At 66.3% G+C, this 19,390-nt stretch carries 21 protein-coding genes and 1 pseudogene; 14 read left to right on the top strand and 8 right to left on the bottom strand.

Going from position 1 to position 19,390, the window contains the following annotated elements; translation table 11 throughout:
- Positions 1–12 precede the first annotated feature (12 nt).
- Positions 13–1,206 (bottom strand): alpha-D-ribose 1-methylphosphonate 5-triphosphate diphosphatase, encoded by a 1,194-nt coding sequence (locus IVB23_RS24020; RefSeq protein ID WP_247800300.1) that lies wholly within the window; start codon positions 1,204–1,206, stop codon positions 13–15.
- Positions 1,203–1,874 carry a chloramphenicol acetyltransferase gene (locus IVB23_RS24025; protein WP_061881253.1) on the bottom strand — a complete coding sequence of 224 codons (672 nt, stop codon included), beginning with the start codon at positions 1,872–1,874 and terminating at the stop codon, positions 1,203–1,205. Before IVB23_RS24025 ends, IVB23_RS24020 begins: the two co-directional genes overlap by 4 nt.
- Before the next feature lie 173 nt (positions 1,875–2,047).
- Between IVB23_RS24025 and phnC the strand changes: the two genes are divergently transcribed.
- The 4 genes from phnC to phnE (IVB23_RS24045) all read left to right on the top strand — a co-directional run bounded on the left by phnC (position 2,048) and on the right by phnE (IVB23_RS24045) (position 5,661).
- Positions 2,048–2,857: a phosphonate ABC transporter ATP-binding protein gene (gene phnC, locus IVB23_RS24030; RefSeq protein WP_061881190.1), complete on the top strand. Its 810-nt coding sequence runs from the start codon at positions 2,048–2,050 to the stop codon at positions 2,855–2,857.
- Between the two features lie 66 nt (positions 2,858–2,923).
- Positions 2,924–3,859 (top strand): phosphonate ABC transporter substrate-binding protein, encoded by a 936-nt coding sequence (phnD, locus tag IVB23_RS24035; RefSeq protein WP_247800301.1) that lies wholly within the window; start codon positions 2,924–2,926, stop codon positions 3,857–3,859.
- Positions 3,860–3,931: 72 nt separating this feature from the next.
- Positions 3,932–4,816: a phosphonate ABC transporter, permease protein PhnE gene (gene phnE / locus IVB23_RS24040; RefSeq protein ID WP_197966546.1), complete on the top strand. Its 885-nt coding sequence runs from the start codon at positions 3,932–3,934 to the stop codon at positions 4,814–4,816.
- Positions 4,813–5,661 (top strand): phosphonate ABC transporter, permease protein PhnE, encoded by an 849-nt coding sequence (gene phnE / locus IVB23_RS24045; protein WP_197966547.1) that lies wholly within the window; start codon positions 4,813–4,815, stop codon positions 5,659–5,661. The genes phnE (IVB23_RS24040) and phnE (IVB23_RS24045) overlap by 4 nt, the downstream gene beginning before the upstream one ends.
- Positions 5,662–5,837: 176 nt before the next feature.
- On the opposite strand, the gene phnF is transcribed toward phnE (IVB23_RS24045), so the two are convergent.
- Positions 5,838–6,566: a phosphonate metabolism transcriptional regulator PhnF gene (phnF, locus tag IVB23_RS24050; RefSeq protein WP_247800302.1), complete on the bottom strand. Its 729-nt coding sequence runs from the start codon at positions 6,564–6,566 to the stop codon at positions 5,838–5,840.
- A 106-nt stretch (positions 6,567–6,672) separates the two neighbouring features.
- Between phnF and phnG the strand changes: the two genes are divergently transcribed.
- The 9 genes and pseudogenes from phnG (at position 6,673) to IVB23_RS24095 (ending at position 13,656) form a co-directional block, all read left to right on the top strand.
- The gene (phnG, locus tag IVB23_RS24055) at positions 6,673–7,137 is read left to right on the top strand and encodes a phosphonate C-P lyase system protein PhnG (RefSeq protein ID WP_082822117.1); all 465 of its coding nucleotides are present in this window, start codon (positions 6,673–6,675) and stop codon (positions 7,135–7,137) included.
- 4 nt (positions 7,138–7,141) lie between these two features.
- The gene (gene phnH / locus IVB23_RS24060; RefSeq protein ID WP_247800303.1) at positions 7,142–7,750 is read left to right on the top strand and encodes a phosphonate C-P lyase system protein PhnH; all 609 of its coding nucleotides are present in this window, start codon (positions 7,142–7,144) and stop codon (positions 7,748–7,750) included.
- A gap of 3 nt (positions 7,751–7,753) precedes the next feature.
- Positions 7,754–8,857, top strand: a complete 1,104-nt coding sequence (locus tag IVB23_RS24065; protein WP_247800304.1) for a carbon-phosphorus lyase complex subunit PhnI — start codon at positions 7,754–7,756, stop codon at positions 8,855–8,857.
- Positions 8,854–9,723, top strand: a pseudogene (locus tag IVB23_RS24070) (alpha-D-ribose 1-methylphosphonate 5-phosphate C-P-lyase PhnJ); the annotation flags it as partial. The gene IVB23_RS24065 and the pseudogene IVB23_RS24070, both read left to right, overlap by 4 nt.
- A 12-nt stretch (positions 9,724–9,735) precedes the next feature.
- A complete protein-coding gene (gene phnK, locus IVB23_RS24075; protein ID WP_247804960.1) occupies positions 9,736–10,548 on the top strand; it encodes a phosphonate C-P lyase system protein PhnK in 813 nt (270 codons plus the stop codon).
- Between the two features lie 8 nt (positions 10,549–10,556).
- Positions 10,557–11,255 carry a phosphonate C-P lyase system protein PhnL gene (phnL, locus tag IVB23_RS24080; protein WP_247800305.1) on the top strand — a complete coding sequence of 233 codons (699 nt, stop codon included), beginning with the start codon at positions 10,557–10,559 and terminating at the stop codon, positions 11,253–11,255.
- Positions 11,256–11,266: 11 nt separating this feature from the next.
- Positions 11,267–12,424 (top strand): alpha-D-ribose 1-methylphosphonate 5-triphosphate diphosphatase, encoded by a 1,158-nt coding sequence (locus tag IVB23_RS24085; protein WP_061881181.1) that lies wholly within the window; start codon positions 11,267–11,269, stop codon positions 12,422–12,424.
- The gene (phnN, locus tag IVB23_RS24090) at positions 12,421–13,017 is read left to right on the top strand and encodes a phosphonate metabolism protein/1,5-bisphosphokinase (PRPP-forming) PhnN (RefSeq protein ID WP_197966552.1); all 597 of its coding nucleotides are present in this window, start codon (positions 12,421–12,423) and stop codon (positions 13,015–13,017) included. Before IVB23_RS24085 ends, phnN begins: the two co-directional genes overlap by 4 nt.
- 27 nt (positions 13,018–13,044) lie before the next feature.
- A complete protein-coding gene (locus IVB23_RS24095) occupies positions 13,045–13,656 on the top strand; it encodes a pyridoxamine 5'-phosphate oxidase family protein (RefSeq protein WP_061881179.1) in 612 nt (203 codons plus the stop codon).
- Between the two features lie 120 nt (positions 13,657–13,776).
- On the opposite strand, the gene IVB23_RS24100 is transcribed toward IVB23_RS24095, so the two are convergent.
- The 5 genes from IVB23_RS24100 to IVB23_RS24120 all read right to left on the bottom strand — a co-directional run bounded on the left by IVB23_RS24100 (position 13,777) and on the right by IVB23_RS24120 (position 18,293).
- Complete coding sequence (locus tag IVB23_RS24100; RefSeq protein ID WP_247800307.1) at positions 13,777–14,508, bottom strand: SDR family NAD(P)-dependent oxidoreductase; 732 nt, start codon at positions 14,506–14,508, stop codon at positions 13,777–13,779.
- A gap of 81 nt (positions 14,509–14,589) precedes the next feature.
- Positions 14,590–15,093 carry a DUF6496 domain-containing protein gene (locus IVB23_RS24105; protein ID WP_247800309.1) on the bottom strand — a complete coding sequence of 168 codons (504 nt, stop codon included), beginning with the start codon at positions 15,091–15,093 and terminating at the stop codon, positions 14,590–14,592.
- A 68-nt stretch (positions 15,094–15,161) separates the two neighbouring features.
- Positions 15,162–15,944: an alpha/beta hydrolase gene (locus tag IVB23_RS24110; protein WP_247800311.1), complete on the bottom strand. Its 783-nt coding sequence runs from the start codon at positions 15,942–15,944 to the stop codon at positions 15,162–15,164.
- Between the two features lie 4 nt (positions 15,945–15,948).
- Positions 15,949–17,244 (bottom strand): O-acetylhomoserine aminocarboxypropyltransferase, encoded by a 1,296-nt coding sequence (locus IVB23_RS24115; protein WP_247800313.1) that lies wholly within the window; start codon positions 17,242–17,244, stop codon positions 15,949–15,951.
- Between the two features lie 248 nt (positions 17,245–17,492).
- A complete protein-coding gene (locus IVB23_RS24120) occupies positions 17,493–18,293 on the bottom strand; it encodes an IclR family transcriptional regulator (protein ID WP_061881174.1) in 801 nt (266 codons plus the stop codon).
- Between the two features lie 128 nt (positions 18,294–18,421).
- On the opposite strand from IVB23_RS24120, the gene IVB23_RS24125 reads away from it, so the two are divergent.
- Positions 18,422–19,387, top strand: coding sequence for a tripartite tricarboxylate transporter substrate binding protein (locus IVB23_RS24125; protein WP_247800315.1), 966 nt, complete (start codon positions 18,422–18,424; stop codon positions 19,385–19,387).
- Positions 19,388–19,390 lie beyond the last annotated feature (3 nt).

Here is a 19,390-nt window from a genome sequence, read left to right on the forward strand (position 1 = left end):
AGCATAGCCAATTTAAGCCGCGACGACAGCCTCGCGCGGCGCCGCTACGGCAGTGAGCAGCCTTGTCGCGTCGGTGAGGTGCACGAGCTTGCCGCCCGAGATCACTGCGATCAGCCGCGGCCGCAGCTTCACGCTGTCGTCGACGAGGAGAATGTCGGCGCGGCGTCCTTCCGCGAGCATGCCGCGATCGGCAAGGCCGGTCGCGCGCGCCGGGCCGGCGGAGACCAGATCCCAGGCCTGTGCCAGCGGCACCACGCCATCGGCGGCGAGGCGGAACGCGGCGAGCAGCTGTGCGGGATAATAATAGTCCGACGCCAGCACCGAGCAGAGCCCCTTGGCGATCATGTCGGAGGCCCTGGTCCAGCCGGTGTGACTGCCGCCGCGCACGACGTTCGGCGCGCCGTAGACGATGGCATCGCCGTGGCTCGCTGCCGCCCGCGCCGTCTCCTCGTTGATCGGAAACTCCGCGATGTCAGCGCCGAGTTCGCGAAACTCCCGGCGCATCGCCGGCGTTGCGTCATCGTGGGAGAGCATCCGCACGCCGGCCGCGCGCGCAGAAGCGGCGAGGCGCGACATCGAAGCGGGGACCTCGTCGGCGCGAGAAACCACGTGCTCGACCAGCCGGTCGAATTCCTCAGCTGAAAGTCCGGTGCGCTCCACCATGCGGTTGCGCTTGCGCGGCTTGGCCATGTCGGCGACGGTGCCGTCCATGTGGTCGTTGAAGGCGAACAGGTCGACGCGGCCCTCGGCGAGCCACTGGGCGATCTCGGCCTCGGCCTCGAGATTGTAGGTCTCGTGCCGCAGATGGAAGCGGGTGTCGGCGGCGAATTGCGGGCGCTGCCGCTCGATCGCCTCCATCAGGCCGCGCGCATTGTCGGCGCTGCGCAGGCCCGGTTCCCAGGAACAGGTCGTGGCGTGAAAGACGGTGGTGATGCCGTTGCCGATCGCCTGGCGGTCGCTGTCGGCGAGCGCGACGTCGATCGGAAAATCGACGCCGGCGCGCGGCATCATCTGCCGTTCGAAGGCATCGCCATGCAGATCGACGATGCCGGGCAGCACCAGCAGGTCGCGGGCATCGATCGCCAGCCGCGCACGACCGCGAGAAGCATCGACCCGCGCAATGTCCGTTCCGGACACGAGAAGTGAGGTTTCGACGAACTCGGCGCCGGTCAGGGCCCGGCCGCCTTCGAGGAATATGTCTGTCACGCGATCGCGCTTCGTCTGCTGGCAGGAGGATTGGTGAGAGAGCTCGCCCGTGCTTCGTATGTCGAAAGAAAATCTTCAATCCCGAGCTTGCGGAAATCGGGCAGCGCCGCGCGCAATTTGTCGTGATCCCAGTCCCACCAGGCGAGCTTCGCAAGGCGCCCGGCGATCTCCTCCGAGAACCGCCGCCGCACGATCCGGGCCGGATTGCCGGCGACGATGGTGTAGGCCGGCACGTCCTTGGTGACGATGGCGCCGGCGGCGATCACCGCGCCGGTGCCGATGTTGCGACCCGGCAGCACGATCGCGCCATGGCCGATCCAGACGTCGTGGCCGATATGGATATGATGCTGGCGCCGCCAGTCGAAGAACTCGGCATCGTCGCTTTCACCCTCGAAATAGGCGCTGGAGCGGTAGGTGAAGTGCGCCTGCGTCGCGCGGTGCATCGGATGGTTGCCGGGATTGATGCGCGTCATCGCCGCGATCGAGCAGAACTTTCCGATGGTGGTGTAGGTGATCTGCGAATCGTTGACGACATAGGAGTAATCGCCCATCGCCACTTCATGCAGGATCGTGCGCGCGCCAACCTCGGTATAGGCGCCGAGCCTGGTCTCATGCAGTTTGGCCGAGGGGTCGATGGTCGGCTGAACCGAGAGAGCTTTGGCGGCCATGTTGCATCCGAGCTGCGAGGGCGGGCGTTCCTCTTCGAGTGGATTCATGACAATGTCATGACGTGGAAATGACAGGGGATGACGTGTGCAGGATCGCTGCGCTGCAACGGCCGTGTCACACAAGTGTTAAGCATGGACGTTAGCGATTGGCTCCAGCTACTCTGGAGTCCGGCATGCTGGTGGTCGATGGTCTGACGTGTCGCTTCGGCGCGAAAGCCGCGGTGGACGACGCTTCGTTTGAGGTTTCCCCCGGCGGCTTCGTCGGTGTAATCGGGCGATCCGGCGCCGGCAAGTCGACATTGTTGCGGACGATCAACCGCCTTGCGGCACCGTCGCAGGGCCGCATCCTGTTCGACGGCCTCGACGTCACCGCGTTGCGCGGCAAGGAGCTGCGGCAGTGGCGGGCCCGTTCGGCCATGATTTTCCAGCAGTTCAACCTGGTCGGCCGGCTCGACGTGCTCACCAATGTGCTGATGGGACGCCTCGCGACGATGCCGGCCTGGCGCTCGCTGCTGCAGGCCTGGCCCGAGCAGGACAAGGCGCTGGCGATGTCCGCACTGGAACAGTTCGACATCGCCTCGCTCGCCGCCCAGCGCGCCGATCAGCTCTCGGGCGGCCAGCAGCAGCGCGTGGCGATCGCCCGCGCATTGGTGCAGCAGCCCGATATTATTCTGGCCGACGAGCCGATCGCCTCGCTCGACCCGCGCAACACCAAGATCGTGATGGATGCGCTGCTGCGCATCAACAAGCATTTCGGCATCACCGTGCTCTGCAACCTGCATTCGCTCGATCTCGCCCGCAGCTATTGCGACCGCCTGATCGGCATGGCCGCTGGCCGCGTGGTGTTTGATGGCGCGCCGTCGGCACTGACCGACCAGGTCGCGCGCGAGCTCTACGATCTCGAGGCCAACGAGGCCATGGGCGGCATGCCTGTGCCGGCGTCCGCCGGCGTCCCGGCGCTCGGAACGGCCGCTGCGGCCTGAGCCGCGGCGCATCCTTTGAGTTGCAAGTTCTTGCGTCAACCGACCCCAACCGATGAAGAGGGTATCATGTTCACTCGCAGACTAGTCCTTGCCGGCGCCGCCGCGCTCGCGTTCACGGCCTCCGCCTCCGCGAGCGATTGGAAGGCCAAATATCCCGAGCTGACCTTCGCGGTCGTCCCGGCCGAGAATGCCTCCGGCGTCACCGAGCGCTGGGCGCCGTTCATGACCTATCTCTCCAAGGAACTGGGCGTGAAGGTCACGCTGCGCATCGCCAACGACTACGCCGCTGTGATCGAGGGGCAGCGCGCCGGCAATATCCACATCGCGAGCTACGGCTCGGCCTCGTTCGCCCGCGCCCGCCTGACCGGCGTCAAGACCGACGCCTTCGCCAACGACATCAACGCCGACGGCTCGACCGGCTACTACTCGGTGTTCTTCGTCAAGGCGAGCAGTGCCTACAAGAAGATCGACGACCTCAAGGGCAAGAACCTCGGCCTCGTCGATCCGAATTCGACCTCCGGCAACAACGTGCCGCGCTTCGAGCTCGACAAGTTGGGCATTCACGATGCCGACACCTATTTCAGCAAGGTCGTCTTCACCGGCAGCCACGAGAACGCGATGCTGGCCCTTTCGCAGGGCACCGTCGACGTCGCGGCCAACCAGTGGACCAGCGACAATGATTCCACGCTGGCGCAGATGCTGACCAAGGGCATGCTGAAGAACGCCGACGGCTCGGCGATGAAGAAGGACGATTTCCGTATCATCCACAAATCGGCGCCGATCATCAACGGCCCCTATGCTTACAATTCCGACCTGCCGGAAGACGCCAAGGCCGCCATTGCGAAGGCGTTCTTCGACGCACCGGCCAAGGACAAGGCCGCCTTCGACCGTCTCTCCGACGGCCAGAAGAAGGGTTTTCATCCCGCAACCACCAAGGACTGGGATGGCACGATCGAGCTGATCAAGTTCGTCGATGCGTTGCGTAAAAAGAAGGCGTCCTGAGTTTTTGGGACGATGCACCTGAGCCGGGTCCCAAGGACCCGGCTCTTTCTTTGACCGGACCTGTTTCGACAGATGACGACAGCGGTTTCGATCCTCCCCGAGCAGCAGCTCGCCGTGCTCAATGCCGCCTATCGCCAGGCGGTTGCGCGCAGGCGGCTCCGCCTGTTGTTGGGCGCCGTCATCTTCGCCGCCGCGCTCGTTCTCGCCGCAATCGGCGCGGAAGTGAATTTGCGCACGCTGTTCACCTATTTCGGCAACTTCCTCAGCTATTTCGACCGCATCCTCACGCTCGACAACGGCCAGCGGGTCTGGACCGATGTCGGCGAGTGGCTCTGGGGCTGGCGCAAATGGCTGAAGATGCTGGGCGAGACGCTACTGATCTCCTATGTCGGCACGCTGATCGGCGCGACTCTCGCCTTCTGCCTGAATTTCTTCGCGGCTGAAAACACCTCGCCTGCGCCCTGGCTGCGCTTCGTCGTGCGGCGGCTGCTCGAGTTCGCCCGCACCGTGCCCGGGATCGTGTTCGCACTGGTCTTCGTCATCGCTTTCGGGCTCGGTCCGATGGCGGGCGTGCTGGCGATCGCGATCCACTCCACCGGCGCGCTCGGAAAGCTGTTCTCGGAGATCGTCGAGAACGCCGACATGAAGCCGGTCGAGGGCATCCGCTCGACCGGCGCGAGCTGGCTGTCCTGCATGCGCTTTGCCGTGGTGCCGCAGGTGACCGCGGGCTATGCCAGCTACGCGCTGCTGCGTTTCGAGATCAACGTCCGCGAGGCCTCCGTGATGGGCTTCGTCGGCGCCGGTGGCATCGGCCAGGAGCTCGTCGTCGCCATCCGCAAATTCTACTACTCCGACGTCAGCGCGATCCTGCTCACCATCGTCGTCACGGTCTTCATCATCGACATCGCCACCGGCTGGCTGCGCGGCCACCTGTTCGGCAAGGAGGCGCGGACGTGACGAAGCCGCAGGAGGTCGATGCCGCGCAGATGCGTGCGCGCTATCCCGAAGTGTTCGAGCGGCCGGCCTCGGCGCGGCTCGCGACGCCCGCCATGATCGTCGCGGCGTTCGCCATCTTCACTTACGGGCTCGTCGATCTCGACTTCTCGCCGTCGCGCTTCTTCGCCGGCCTGAGCCAGCTCGGCTGGATCAGCCTGATGATGATCCCGCCCGATCCCGGCTCGTCGCTGCCCATTTATCTGAAGGCGCTCGGCGAGACGCTGTCGATCGCGTTGCTCGGCACCACGCTGGGGGCGCTATTTGCGCTGCCGGTGAGCCTGCTGGCGGCCCGCAACATCGTGCCGTCGAGCATTCTGCGCTTTCCCGTCCGCCGGTTCCTGGATTCGATCCGCGGCGTCGATACGCTGATCTGGGCGCTGGTGTGGATCAACGTGGTCGGGCTCGGCCCGTTCGCCGGCGTGCTCGCCATCGCGGTGTCGGATTTCGGCGCCTTCGGAAAATTGTTCTCGGAGGCGTTCGAGGGCGCCGACCGGAAGCAGGTCGAGGGCATCCGCGCCTCCGGCGGCAGTGCCCTGCACGAGATCCGCTTCGGCCTGATGCCGCAGGTGCTGCCCGTCATCGCCGGCCAGGTGCTCTATTACATCGAATCCAACACGCGCTCGGCCACTATCATCGGCATCGTCGGCGCCGGCGGCATCGGCCTCCAGCTCGCCGAGCAGATCCGCGTGCTGGAATGGCAGAAGGTCTCGTTCCTGATCCTGATGATCCTGGTTGCGGTGGCCGCGATCGATTTCATCTCGGGCAAGCTGCGCTTTGCGATCATTGGCAGGCGGGCTGTGGCCTAATCGTCGGTGCCGCCACGAACTCCACTTCCCTTCTCCCCTTGCGGGAGAAGGTGGCGCGAAGCGCCGGATGAGGGGTATGTCTCAGCAAACTCAGATGAGCATTTGCGGAGACAGACCCCTCACCCGTCTCGCCGCTACGCGCGAGCCACCCTCTCCCACAAAGGGAGAGGGAAGAGCTACGAGTCCACCAGAAATTCCACCCGTTCCGCCGCGAAGCGCGAGTGCTTCGTCAGCAGCGGCTTGCCCGTGAGATCGTTGTCGGTGGCATCGACGACCAGGATCGGCCGGCCCAGCGCCAGATCGAGCCGTGAGGCATCGGTCGCATCGACGATGCCGGCCGTGATTCGGGTCGCGCCGCGGCGATAATCGCGCACGCCGTAATGCGCGAGCAGCTTTGTCATCGAGTGTGTCGCCGCGAACACGGTGCCGGCGTCCGGAAACCGCTCCGCCGACAGCCAGGTGGTGGACACGCAGATCGGCGTGCGGTCGGCGAGGCGGATCGCCTCGATCCGCATCAAAGGCGCGCCGGTCTTCAGTCCCAGCTCCCGCGCGAGCTCGCGCGTCGCGATATCGTCGGTCGCATCGATCAGCCGCCCATGCGGTTCGCGGCCGCCCGCACCGACGATCTCGGAAAAGCGCGTGCGCGAGCGCAAGGGATAGGCGAGCTTCTGCGCCTCGACATAGGTTCCGCTGCCGCGCTCGGCCCGCACCAGGCCGCGCTCGGCGAGGGCTGCCAGTGCGCGCCGCACGGTGTGGCGGTTGACGCGGTAGGTTTCGGCGATCTCCATCTCGCCCGGCAGCTTGTCGCCGGCCGCAAAGCGGCCGTCGGCGATGCCGCGCTCGATGCCGTCGGCAACGAGGCGCCATAGCGCGACGCCCGAGGAGGCTGTGTCCTGCATGCTCATGTCGCGGGAAACCTACCCCAGAAATCACATCATTGTCACGAAACAGTCATGGCGTATCCGTATGAAGTTGTCTATTATCATAGACAACTTCGATGCGGCAAGTTCGGTGGACCAGGTGACGCAGCACAACAATCAGCAAGCCCAGCGCAGGGCCGCGATGGCGGTGCTGGCGCAAGCGGAGGCGGGCGAGATCGCCGCTCGCCTCCGCAACTTGGCCCTTCCGGCCCATCAGGATCTGCGTGCGCCCGAAAGCGGACTCGTCATGCTGCGCGGCCGGGTCGGCGGCGACGGCGCGCCGTTCAATCTCGGCGAGGCCACGGTGTCGCGTGCCGCGGTTCGGCTTGCGAGCGGCGAGGTCGGATTCGGCTACACGCTCGGCCGTGACGGTGACAAGGCGCGGCTGATCGCGTTGTGCGATGCGCTGGTCCAGTCCCGTGATCACGGCGGCGCGGTGGAGCGGGGTGTCATCGCGCCCTTGCGAGAGCAGCTTATGATTCGGCGCAAGCAGGCGGCGGCCGAGACCGCCGCGACGAAGGTTGATTTCTACACCATGGTGCGCGGTGAGGGCTGAGATCATGACCACGATTGCGGAACTGCCGCCGGGTTTTGCCGACAAGGTGCTGTCGGCGCAATCGACCTTTCGCTCCGTCATGGACGCCATGGCGCGGCCGGGCTCGGTCCAGCGCATCGTGCCGATTGCGGGGGCGCCTGATACGATGATGCGCGGCACCGCCGCGATCGCGCTCACGCTGTTCGACCACGACACGCCGCTCTGGCTCGATGCGCGGATGGTGGAGAGCTCCGACCTGGTGAAGTGGCTGAAATTTCATACCGGCGCGCCGGTGGTGCAGGATTGCTCGATCGCGAGCTTCGCGCTGATCAGCGACGGCACGGCGCTTCCGCCGCTCGACCGGTTCGCGCTCGGGACGAGCGAATACCCGGATCGTTCGACCACGGTGATCATTCAGGTCGACAGCCTGGCCTCCGGGCGCGGCTTCGAGCTGCGCGGCCCCGGCATCGACGGTGTCGCGACGCTGCAGGCGTCGATCAAGCCTTTCGACCTGTTCGAACGCCTTCGGATCAACGAGGCGCTGTTTCCGCGCGGCATCGACGTGGTGCTGGTCGCCGATGACGCCGTGGTTGCGATCCCGCGCACAACGCGTGTCGTGAGCAAAGGAAGCTGAAGCATGTATGTTGCAGTCAAGGGCGGCGAACGCGCCATCGAGAACGCCCATCGCCTGCTCGCGCACAAGCGGCGCGGTGACCAGGACGTTCCGGAGGTCACGCTCGACCAGATCTCGGAGCAGCTCGGCCTCGCCGTCGACCGCGTCATGAGCGAAGGCTCGCTCTACGATCGCGAGCTCGCGGCGCTGGCGATCAAGCAGGCGCGCGGCGACCTGATCGAGGCGATCTTCCTGGTCCGCGCTTTCCGCGCTACGCTGCCGCGCTTCGGCGCCAGCGAGCCGGTCGACACCGGCGCCATGCGGGTGCAGCGGCGGGTGTCCTCGACCTTCAAGGACATTCCCGGCGGTCAGATCCTCGGGCCGACCTTCGACTATACCCATCGCCTGCTCGATCCATCGCTCGCCGAAGGCTTCGTTCCCGACGCCCCGGCGACGGCCGAAGCGCCCACCGCGCCAACGCCGCGCGTGACTGACATTCTCGGACGCGACGGGCTGATCGAATCCTCGCCCCAAGCCGAGGACGGCGTGCCGGTCGGCGATCTCACCCGCGAGCCGCTGAACTTCCCGGCGGATCGCGACCTGCGCCTGCAAAATCTGGCGCGCGGCGACGAAGGCTTCCTGCTGGCGATGGGCTATTCCACCCAGCGCGGCTATGGCCGCAACCATCCCTTCGCGGGCGAGATCCGCTTCGGCGAGGTCGAGGTCGAATTCATCGCGGAAGACGCCGGCTTCGCCGTGCCGCTCGGTTCGATCGAGCTGACCGAGTGCCAGATGGTCAACCAGTTCAAGGGTTCTGCGACCGAAGCGCCGTGCTTCACCCGCGGCTACGGCCTTGCCTTCGGCCAGAGCGAGCGCAAGACCATGTCGATGGCGCTGGTCGATCGCGCATTGCGGGCGCGCGAACTCGGCGAGGAGGCACTCGCGCCCGCCCAGGACGAGGAGTTCGTGATGTCGCATTCGGACAACGTCCAGGCGACCGGTTTCGTCGAGCACCTGAAGCTGCCGCACTACGTCGACTTCCAGTCCGAGCTCGGCCTGTTGCGCAAGCTGCGGCTGGAGTTCGCGGATGCCAATGCGCCTGATGCCATGAAGGAAGCCGCGGAATGAACGCGCCCGCCTACAATTTCGCCTATCTCGACGAGCAGACCAAGCGGATGATCCGCCGCGCGATTCTGAAGGCGATCGCCATTCCCGGCTACCAGGTGCCGTTCGCCAGCCGCGAGATGCCGATGCCCTATGGCTGGGGGACCGGCGGCGTGCAGGTCACCGCCGCGATCCTCGGTCCCCAGGACGTACTCAAGGTGATCGACCAGGGCTCCGACGACACCACCAACGCGATCTCGATCCGAAAGTTCTTCGCCAAGACCGCGGGCGTTGCGACGACGACCGCGACGGCGGAGGCGACGGTGATCCAGACCCGCCACCGCATCCCGGAGACGGCGCTGAATGAAAACCAGGTGCTGGTCTATCAGGTGCCGATCCCCGAGCCGTTGCGTTTCCTCGAGCCGCGCGAGACCGGGACGCGGCGCATGCACGCGCTCGCCGAGTACGGCCTGATGCATGTGAAGCTCTACGAGGACATCGCCCGCTTCGGCCATATCGCGACCGCCTACGCCTATCCGGTGAAGGTGAACGCGCGCTACGTGATGGATCCGTCCCCGACGCCGAAGTTCGACAATCCCAAGATGGACAATTGTCCCGCGCTGCAATTGTTCGGCGCCGGCCGCGAGAAGCGCATCTACGCGATCCCGCCCTATACGCAGGTGGTGTCGCTCGATTTCGAGGACCATCCGTTCGAGCCTTACCGCTTCAACGCGCCCTGCGCGCTCTGTGGCGCGGAAGACTCCTATCTCGATGAGATCGTCACCGACGACCAGGGCGGGCGGATGTTCGTCTGCTCGGACACCGATTATTGCGAGGGCCGCCAGGCCGCCGGCCATCACGGCAGTCTCAGCGCTGCGCCGTACAGGGAAAGGCGGGCTCACATGGTTGATCAAGGCTTGGCCAATCTCGATACGCTCGAAAACGACCAGCCGCTGCTGGTGGCGAAGTCCCTGAGCAAGTCCTTCGGCCGCATTGCCGCCTGCCGCGACGTCTCCTTCGCGCTATATCCCGGCGAGGTGCTGGCGATCGTCGGTGAATCAGGCTCGGGCAAGTCGACGCTTCTGCAGATGCTGTCGGGCCAGCTCGCACCGAGCGCCGGCCATGTGTCCTACCGGATGCGCGACGGCGTCACGCGTGATCTGACCACGCTCGGTGAAGCCGAGCGGCGTTTCCTGTTCCGCACCGATTGGGGTTTCGTGCACCAGGACCCCGCGCAGGGCCTCCGCATGGCGGTCTCGGCCGGTGCCAATGTCGGCGAGCGGCTGATGGCCGTGGGCTGGAATCACTACGGCCGCATCCGCGAGACCGCGTCGGACTGGCTCACCCGCGTCGAGATCGACGTCGCGCGCATCGACGATGCCCCCCGCACCTATTCCGGCGGCATGCGCCAGCGTCTTCAGATCGCCCGCAACCTCGTCACCGAGCCGCGGCTGGTGTTCATGGACGAGCCGACCGGCGGCCTCGACGTGTCGGTGCAGGCGCGCCTGCTCGATCTCGTGCGCAGTCTCGTCGCCGAGCTGCATCTCGCCGTCATCATCGTCACCCACGATCTCGCGGTCGCGCGCCTCCTGTCGCACCGCGTGATGGTGATGAAGGGCGGCCGTGTCATCGAGACCGGTCTCACCGACCAGGTGCTCGACGACCCCCGCGAGCCCTATACCCAACTCCTCGTCTCCTCGATTCTCCCGCCATGAGCCTTTCGATGACCGCCATGATCGACGTTGCCGATGCCCAGAAGACCTTTACGATGCACTTGCAAGGCGGCATCGAGCTGCCGGTTGTGCGCGGCGTGACGTTCCACGTCAATCCCGGCGAGTGTGTCGTGCTGTCGGGACCCTCGGGCGCCGGCAAATCGTCGATCCTGAAGATGATCTTCGGCAACTACCGTTGCGATAGCGGCCGCATCGGCATCCGCCATCGCGGCGCGCTGGTCGATCTCGCCGCCGCCGAGCCGCGGCAGATCCTCAACATCCGCCGCTCCACCATCGGCTATGTCAGCCAGTTCCTGCGCGCCGTGCCCCGCGTTGCCACCGTCGACGTCGTCGCCGAGCCGCTGATCGTCAACGGTATGGCCCGTGCCGACGCACAGGCGCGCGCCGGCGAGCTGCTGCATCGTCTCAACATCCCCGAGCGGCTCTGGCAACTGCCGCCCGCGACATTCTCCGGCGGCGAGCAGCAGCGCGTCAACATCGCGCGCGGCTTCATCTCGGACCTGCCGATTCTGCTGCTGGACGAGCCCACCGCCTCGCTCGATGCCGCCAATCGCGCCGTCGTGGTCGAGCTGGTCGCCGAGAAGAAGCGTCAGGGCGTCGCCATGGTTGCTATTGTCCATGACGACGAAATCCGTCATCTGATTGCGGAGCGCATCGTCGATGTCGCCAGCTTCGCTGCCGCGGCCTGAAGGAAGAGGAAATGAACCCCAAGCCGAAGGACGCCGTCATTGCCAACGCCAGGATCGTGCTGGCCGACCGGGTGATCGAACAGGGCTGGCTCGCTCTTGCCGACGGGCGCATCGCCGAGATCGGCGAGGGCAGGGCGCCTGCGGGTGCCGAGGACGCCGGGGGCGACCTGATCATGCCCGGCCTGATCGAGCTCCACACCGACCACCTCGAAGCGCATTACGTGCCGCGGCCGAAGGTGTTCTGGAATCCGGTCGCGGCCGTCATTTCCTATGACGGCCAGCTCGCGACCTCGGGCATCACCACGGTTTTCGATTCGCTCCGGGTCTGGCGCGAGGACGGCGCCGAGGAAGTCGACGGCCGCGCCGGCGTGCTCGCCGCCGCGATCACCACCGCGCGCGAGGCCAGCCTGCTGCGTGCCGACCACTTCCTGCATCTGCGCTGCGAGATCCCGATGCCGAGCGTGGTCGAGGAGGCCAGGGAGCTGATCGACCGCCCCGACGTCAAGCTGATGTCGCTGATGGATCACACGCCCGGCCAGCGCCAGTTCCGCGACGAGGTCAAGCTGCGCGACTATTATCGCGGCAAGGGCGGCGGCAAGACCGATGCCGAGCTCGACGAGCTGTTCGCAAAGCGCTTCGAGTATCAGAAGCAATATGCGGCGAACAACATGCGCGAGATCGTGGCCCTGGCGCATCGATACAAGATCCCGCTGGCGAGCCACGACGACACCACCGAGGAGAACGTCGCGGACGCCGTGCGCGATCGCGTCTCGGTGGCGGAGTTCCCGACCACGCTGGAGGCCGCGCGCGGCCTGCACCAGGCCGGCATCGACATCCTCATGGGAGCGCCCAACGTCGTGCGCGGCGGCTCGCACTCCGGCAACATCGCTGCGGTCGATCTCGCCCGCGAAGGCCTGCTCGATATCCTGTCGTCGGACTACATCCCCTCGAGCCTCCTGATGGGCGCGCTGCAACTGCCGGAGCATGTGCCGGCCATCAGCCTCCCGGCGGCAGTTCGCACCGTGACGAAAGCGCCCGCCGAGGCGGTCGGCCTCACCGACCGCGGCGAGATCGCGACTGGCAAGCGCGCCGACCTCATCCGCGTGCACGTTGCCGGCAGCGTTCCCGTCGTCCGTAGCGTCTGGCGCGAAGGGAACCGTGTCGCATGAGCGAGACCGTGACCACGGCACAGGACGAGGCGGGGACAATCGGCCCCGGGCGACTTGTGCTCGTGGTCGGTCCCAGCGGCGCAGGCAAGGACACCTTGCTGCGGCTGGCGCAAGCGGCCTGCGCCGATGATCCCGACATCATCTTCCCGCGCCGGGTCGTGACGCGGGAGTCCTCGGCCGACGAGGACAACATTGCGGTGAGCCAGGAAGAATTCCGCCGCGTGCGGGAGCACGGCGATTTTGCCGTGCATTGGGAGGCGCACGGGCACTTCTATGCCCTGCCGCTCGAGATCAACGATGACATCCGGGCCGGCCGAGCCGTCGTTGCCAACGTCTCGCGCACGGTGATCGCCGCGCTGCGCCGGGCCTATGTCAACGTCGTGGTGGTCGCGATCACGGCGCCGCCGGACGTACTGGCGCAACGGCTTGCCGCGCGGGCGCGGCACAGCGACGGAAACATCGCCGAGCGGCTGTCGCGCAATATTGGCGACGCGTCGGCGCGGGCCGACGTCACCATCCTCAACGCCGGCAGCGCGGACTATCACGGCCGCCAGCTCGTGCGCGTGATCAGGAATGAAGGCTGGCAGGAATAACTGCCGATGCGACGAGGAGAGAATGGAATGACGGTGATCGAAACGGTCGAACAGCTGGAAGCCATCTACGGCGCCACCAATGACGCCTCGACCGTGAAAGTCGCCGACCACGTCACGCCGCTCTACCGGATCTTCATCGAGAAGGCGCCGTTTGCCGCGCTTGCCACCATCGGGCCCGAAGGCATCGATTGCTCGCCACGCGGCGATCTGTCCGGCTTCGTCCGCATCCATGATCCCAAGACGCTGATGCTGCCGGACCGCCGCGGCAACAACCGGGTCGATTCCCTGCGCAACATCGTGCGCGATCCCAGGGTGTCGCTGATGTTCCTGATTCCCGGCTCGGGCAACGCCGTCCGCGCCAATGGTCGCGCGCATCTCTCGATCGATCCGGAGCTGCTGGCTTCGTTCAAGGTCGAAGGCAAGGCGCCGCGCAGCGTCATGGTGATGAACGTCGATGAAATCTACTTCCAGTGTGCCCGCGCCATCGTGCGTTCCGACCTGTGGAATCCCGACAAGCGCGTCGATCCGAAAACGCTGCCGACGCCCGGCCAGATCCTCGCCGAGATGAGCGAGAACAAGGTCGGCGGCGCGGAGTACGACCGCATCTGGCCGGAACGCGCGGCCGCGACGATGTGGTGAGTCGCTGCGCCTCGATCGGCAGCTGATCGTCATGCCCGGGCTTGTCCCGGGCATCCACGTTCTTCGCGCTACCGGTAAGGCGTGGATGGCCGGGACAAGCCCGGCCATGACGGCGTGCGCTCAGTTAAACGCCATGCCCCCGCTGAGCGCCACGGTCTGCCCGGTCATGTATGCGTTGTCGACCAGCAGCATCACCGCCTTCGCCACCTCCTCGGCCGTGCCGAAGCGGCCGAGCGGGATGCGGCTGACGAGTTGGCGCTGGCTGCTCATCATGTCGGTCTCGATCAGCGACGGCGCCACTGCGTTGACGGTAACGCCCTCCTTCACCAGCCGCGCGGCATAGCCTCGTGTGAGGCCTTCCATGCCGGCCTTGGACGCATTGTAGTGCGGGCCGATCGAGCCGGCACCGCGCGCCGCGCCCGAAGAGATGTTGACGATCCGGCCCCATTTCCTCGATCGCATCGACGGCAGCACGGCTTGCGTGCACAGGAAGGCGGATTTCAGGTTGACCAGGATGGTGCGGTCGAAATCGTCTTCGGTGAGATCGTCGATGCCGCGCGTGATGGCGATGCCGGCATTGTTGACGAGGATGTCGACCGGCCCGAGCCCGGCCGTCACCCGCTCGACCATTCCGGCCACGGCCTCGCGCTGCGAGACGTCAGCGGCGACGACGATGGCGCGGCCGCCTTGCCTGCCGATCTCGCCAGCCAACTGCTCGGCCTGCCCGATCTGCTCGCGGCAATTGATCGCCACGGCGGCACCTGCTTCGGCCAGCGCGCGACAGACGGCGGCGCCGATTCCGCGCGAGCCGCCAGTCACGAGCGCGGTGCGCCCCTTGAGAGTCTCTGACATGAAAGCTCCGATCGATTCATGGACGGCCGGATCGTCAGGCGGCAGCCGATGGCATTCAACTCACAAGGTCGCTACAGGACATCAGCTCCTGCGGCGCGCCCTGGTGCGCGCCGCCTTCTTTGCGGCGGCGGAGCGGACCTTGGCGCCCTTGGTGTGGCTCGCTTTCCGCGCGGCGGCCGAACGTGACGCCGCGGTTCGGCGGCTTGCGGCCCGCTTGCCCTGCTTCGACAGCGCACTGCGTGATGCGGTTGAGCGCGGCTCCTTCTTCAGGACGTTCTCGACCGCACGCGAGACGCGCGGGCGGCGCTTGGGCGTGCGTTTGCCCTGGCCGACCTCATAGGCATATTTGGCGCTGCGGCGCGTCGCTTTCTTGGTGCGCCCCTTGCGCGGCGGCGGCAGATCGACACCGGCGCGGCGTGCCTCGGAAAGGCCGATGGCGATGGCCTGTTTCGTCGAGCGCGCCCCGTGCTTGCCCTTCCTGATCCTGTCGATCTCGTCCTTGACGAATTCGCCGGCCTGCGTGCTCGGCGATTTGCCGGCGCGCTTGTCCTGCCTGGCTTTACGAATGGCTTCCTGTCTTGGCATGGTCGAGTTCCCCTTCTTGATTGGGAGGGATGTCTCACCGCAACGCGCAAGGCAGAAGATCGATCCAGTCAGTTCCTCAGCGCCGCCAGCAGCTCGTCCGGACGTTCGGCCATGATCATGTGACCGGCGCCGCGCACCACGACGGTCTTCGCATGCGGGATCGCGGCCGCAAGCGCCTTGCCCGCCTTCGCCGGCGTCATCATGTCCCGCTCGCCGAGAATGAGCGTCGTCGGCACCTTGATGCTCGCCGCGGCGGCAAGCGCATTCGCATAGGCATTGCAAGCCGAGAGATCCTTGAACAGCACGCCGGGCTCGCAAGCCTGAAGCACGGCCTGCGCGCCACCATGCATCCACAGGCCCGGTGCGAGGCTGCCGCCGAGCTCGGCCTTGAAGCCGAGACCCCAGATCGAGACCATGTCGTTTGCATCCTGCGAATTGGCTTCGGCCGCCTTCAAGAGATCCGGGCCGACCGTCATGGTCGCGGCGGTGCCGATCAGGCTCAGCGCGGAGACCTTGTCGGGATGGCGCGCCGCCGTCTCCAGCGAGATCAACGAGCCCATGGAATGGCCTATCAGATGCGCCTTGGTGGCGCCGGCCGCATCCAGCAGCGCCGCCGTCCAATCGGCCATCTCCGCGATGCTGCCGAGTGAAGGCCCGGCGGAGCGGCCGTGGCCGGGCAGGTCGGGCGCCAGCACGGCAAAACCGTGATGGGCGAACCAGCGCGTGTGCAGCGCCCAGGTGGAATGGTCGAAGCCGGCGCCGTGGATGAAGACGACTGCGGGCAGCGACTTGTCGAAGTCGCGGCCGCCGGTTGCCACGAACACTTCAGTGCCGTTGACGGAAAGCTTCATGGCGTCAGACCTTTTGCGAGATGCGCAGCGCTTGAGCGAGATCGTCGATGATGTCGCTTGCCGTCTCGATGCCGACCGACAGCCGCACCAGTTCCTCGCCAATGCCGGCGTCCCTAAGCTGCTCGGCATCCATCTGCTGATGCGTGGTCGAGGCCGGGTGGATCACCAGCGTCTTGGCGTCGCCGACATTGGCGAGATGGCTGATCATGCGCAAGCTTTCGATGAACTTGCGCCCCGCCGGTCGACCGCCCTTGATGCCGAAGGAGACGATCGAGCCGGCGCCGCGCGGCAAGAGCTGCTTGGCGAGCTGATAATCGGGATGGGTCTCCAGCGAGGGGTGCAACACCCAGTCGACCGCCTTGTTGGATTTCAGTGCCTCCAGCACGAGATGCGTGTTCTGCATGTGGCGGTCCATGCGCACGGGAAGCGTCTCCACGCCTTGCAGCAGCTGGAACGCGTTGGTCGGCGACAGGCAGGCGCCGAAATCGCGCAGGCCCTCGGTGCGCGCGCGCATGATGAAGGCCGCCGTGCCGAACTGCTCGTCGAAGACGATGCCGTGATAGCCGCCATAGGGCTCGGTCAACACGGCGAACTTGCCCGATGCCCGCCAGTCGAAGCGTCCGCCGTCGATGATGGCGCCGCCGATCGCGATGCCGTGGCCGCCGATCCATTTGGTCGCCGAATGCATGACGATGTCGGCGCCGAGCTCGATGGGGCGGCTGAGATAGGGCGTGGCAAAGGTGTTGTCGATCAGTAGCGGGATCTTGGCGTCATGCGCGATCGCCGCGACCTTGGGGATGTCGAGCACCTCGAGCCCGGGATTGCCGATGGTCTCGCCGATCACGAGCTTGGTGTTCGGCTTGATCGCGGCGCGGAACGCGTCGAGATCGCGCGGCTTGACGAAAGTGGTGGTGATGCCGAAGCGCGGCAGCGTATGCGCCAAGAGGTTGATGGTGCCGCCATAGAGCGAGCTCGACGCCACGATGTGGTCGCCGGCATTGAGCAGCGTCGCGACCGCCAGATGCAGCGCGGCCATGCCGCTGGCGGTGCAGATGGCGCCGACGCCGCCCTCCAGGGCCGCAAGCCGCTCCTCGAGCACGCCCGTGGTCGGATTGGAGATGCGCGTATAGATGTGGCCGGCGCGCTCCAGGTTGAACAGCGCCGCGGCGTGATCGGAATCCTGAAACACGTAGGACGTGGTCTGGTAGATCGGCACCGCGCGGGCGCCGGTCACGGGATCCGGATGCTGGCCCGCATGCAGGCTCAGGGTCTCGAAAGCAGGCGGTTTTGGCGCGGGCATGCGTGGCCTCGTTGGTCGGTCGGCGATGGCGGCTCTTGTGCCATAAAAACGCGTGCGAAGTCAGCCATTGACAGCGCCGCAGCGGCAGTGCGCCCCCTCGCCCCGTTCTTACGGGGAGAGGGTTGGGGTGAGGGGGCTCTCGCCGCGAAGACGGCGGCAGTTGGACTCGCGGAGACTCCCCTCACCCGGAATTCAAGCTTTCGCTCGAATTCCGGCCTCTCCCCGCAAGCGAGGGGAGGCGAAGCCAGCTAGCTCCCGATCGCCTGCTCGATCATCCGCGCCTCCCGCAGCAGGATCTCCGCGACCTCCTGCTCGCGCCTTGGCCCGAGCCTCGTGCGAACGGCGGAGACGGTCATCGCTGCAGCCGGTTGCCCGTCCGGCGTCTTGATCCAGGTCGAGATCGATTTCGTCCCCTGCACCAGGCCGATCTCTCTCATGCCGTATCCGAGCCGCCTGGCGGCGGTGACCTCGCCGAGCACGGTCGCGACGTCGGTCCGGTAGGCCTCGAACCGCTTCTCGTTCGCCGCGATGATCTTTCGCGCGTCCGGCGCCGGCATTGCGGCAAGGATGGCGACGCCCGCGCTGGAGACGCCGAGCGGCCGGCGCGCGCCGACCTCGATCGACAGCACCTGGATCGGATAGACGCCGATCCGGCGATCGACGCAGAGCGTGTCGTTGCCGGTGCGCACCGTCAGGAACAGCGTGTCGCCGATCTCGGCAGACGCGCGCTGCAGCGACGGATTGGCGACGATCAGCAGCCGCGAGGGCCGCGGCCGTGCGAGCGCCAGCTCAGGCACCTGGTTGCCGATGGCGTAGCGGCCGCTCTTGCCATGCCGCTCGACGATGCCTTCCTCGATCAGCACGTGAACGATGCGATGCACGGTCGGACGGGTGAGGCCGGTGGCGCGGACCACCTCGGCCAATGGCACACCGTCTTCGCGGCCTGCGGCAAGGATGCGCAGCACCGCGAGCGCGCGCCGGATCGCCTGCGCGCCCTGTCGCGGTTCCATGGCGCCGCGGGCGGATTTCGTCGAACGCCTCTTGTCCATAATATGGACAAGAACGCCACAATTCCCTCGACAGGGCAAGCGCGCACCTGGAGATTGCGGCCCAATCGGAATGCCATGCGAGACGTCAGGCATTCGAACTGAGTTTGTAGCGCTGCCGGGAGGTTAACATGAGATTAATCTGGATTGCCATAGCTGCCGTCACTGCGATGCTGGCAGGGCCGGCGTCGGGCCAGCAATGGCCGGCGCGCAACGTCAAGCTGATCGTGCCTTATCCCGCCGGCGGCAATGTCGACAGCGCCGCACGCATCGTCGCCGACAAGCTCCAGGAGAAGCTCGGCCAGCCCTTCGTCATCGAGAACAAGGCCGGCGCCGGCGGCATGATCGCGGGCGAGGCCTTCGCGAAATCCGCCCCCGACGGCTACACGCTGTTCGTCGGCGCCAACGGCCCGGTGCTGTTCGCGACCGAGATCAACAAGCGCGACGCCTACAACTGGAAGAAGGACTTCCTGCCGATCTCGACGATCTCGATGACGCCGTTGGTGCTCGAGGTGCATCCGTCGGTGCAGGCGACGAATCTCAAGGAGTTCATCGATCTTGCCAAGCGCGAGCCCGGCAAGCTGACCATGGCCTCGCCCGGCCCTGGCACCACCAACCACCTGCTCAGCGAGCTGATGCAGTCGAACCTCGGCGTGCAATGGGTCACCGCGCACTATCGCGGCAATGCGCCGGCGATCAACGATCTGCTCGGCGGCCAGGTGCAGTTCGCGTTCGACCAGCTCACGGTCAGCCTCCAGCACATCAAGGCCGGCCTGTTCCGCGCGCTCGCGGTCACCAGCCCGCATCGGCTGAAGTCGCTGCCCGACGTGCCGACTTTCGCCGAACTCGGCTACAAGGATTTCGACGGCCAGACCTTTACCGGCCTGTTCGCGCCCGCCGGCACGCCGGCGCCGATCGTGGACAAGCTGCACGAGACGCTGGTCGCGATCCTGAAGGATCCCGCCGTGGTCGACAAGTTCGAGAAGCTGGGCGGCGAAGCCACGCCGATGACTCCGGACGAGTTCAAGGCCTATCTCGAACGCGAGGACGCCAAGTGGATTCCGGTCGTGCGTAAGGCCAACATCAGGGCGGATTGATCG

The organism is Bradyrhizobium sp. 191, assembly GCF_023100985.1.
Lineage (GTDB): Bacteria > Pseudomonadota > Alphaproteobacteria > Rhizobiales > Xanthobacteraceae > Bradyrhizobium > Bradyrhizobium diversitatis.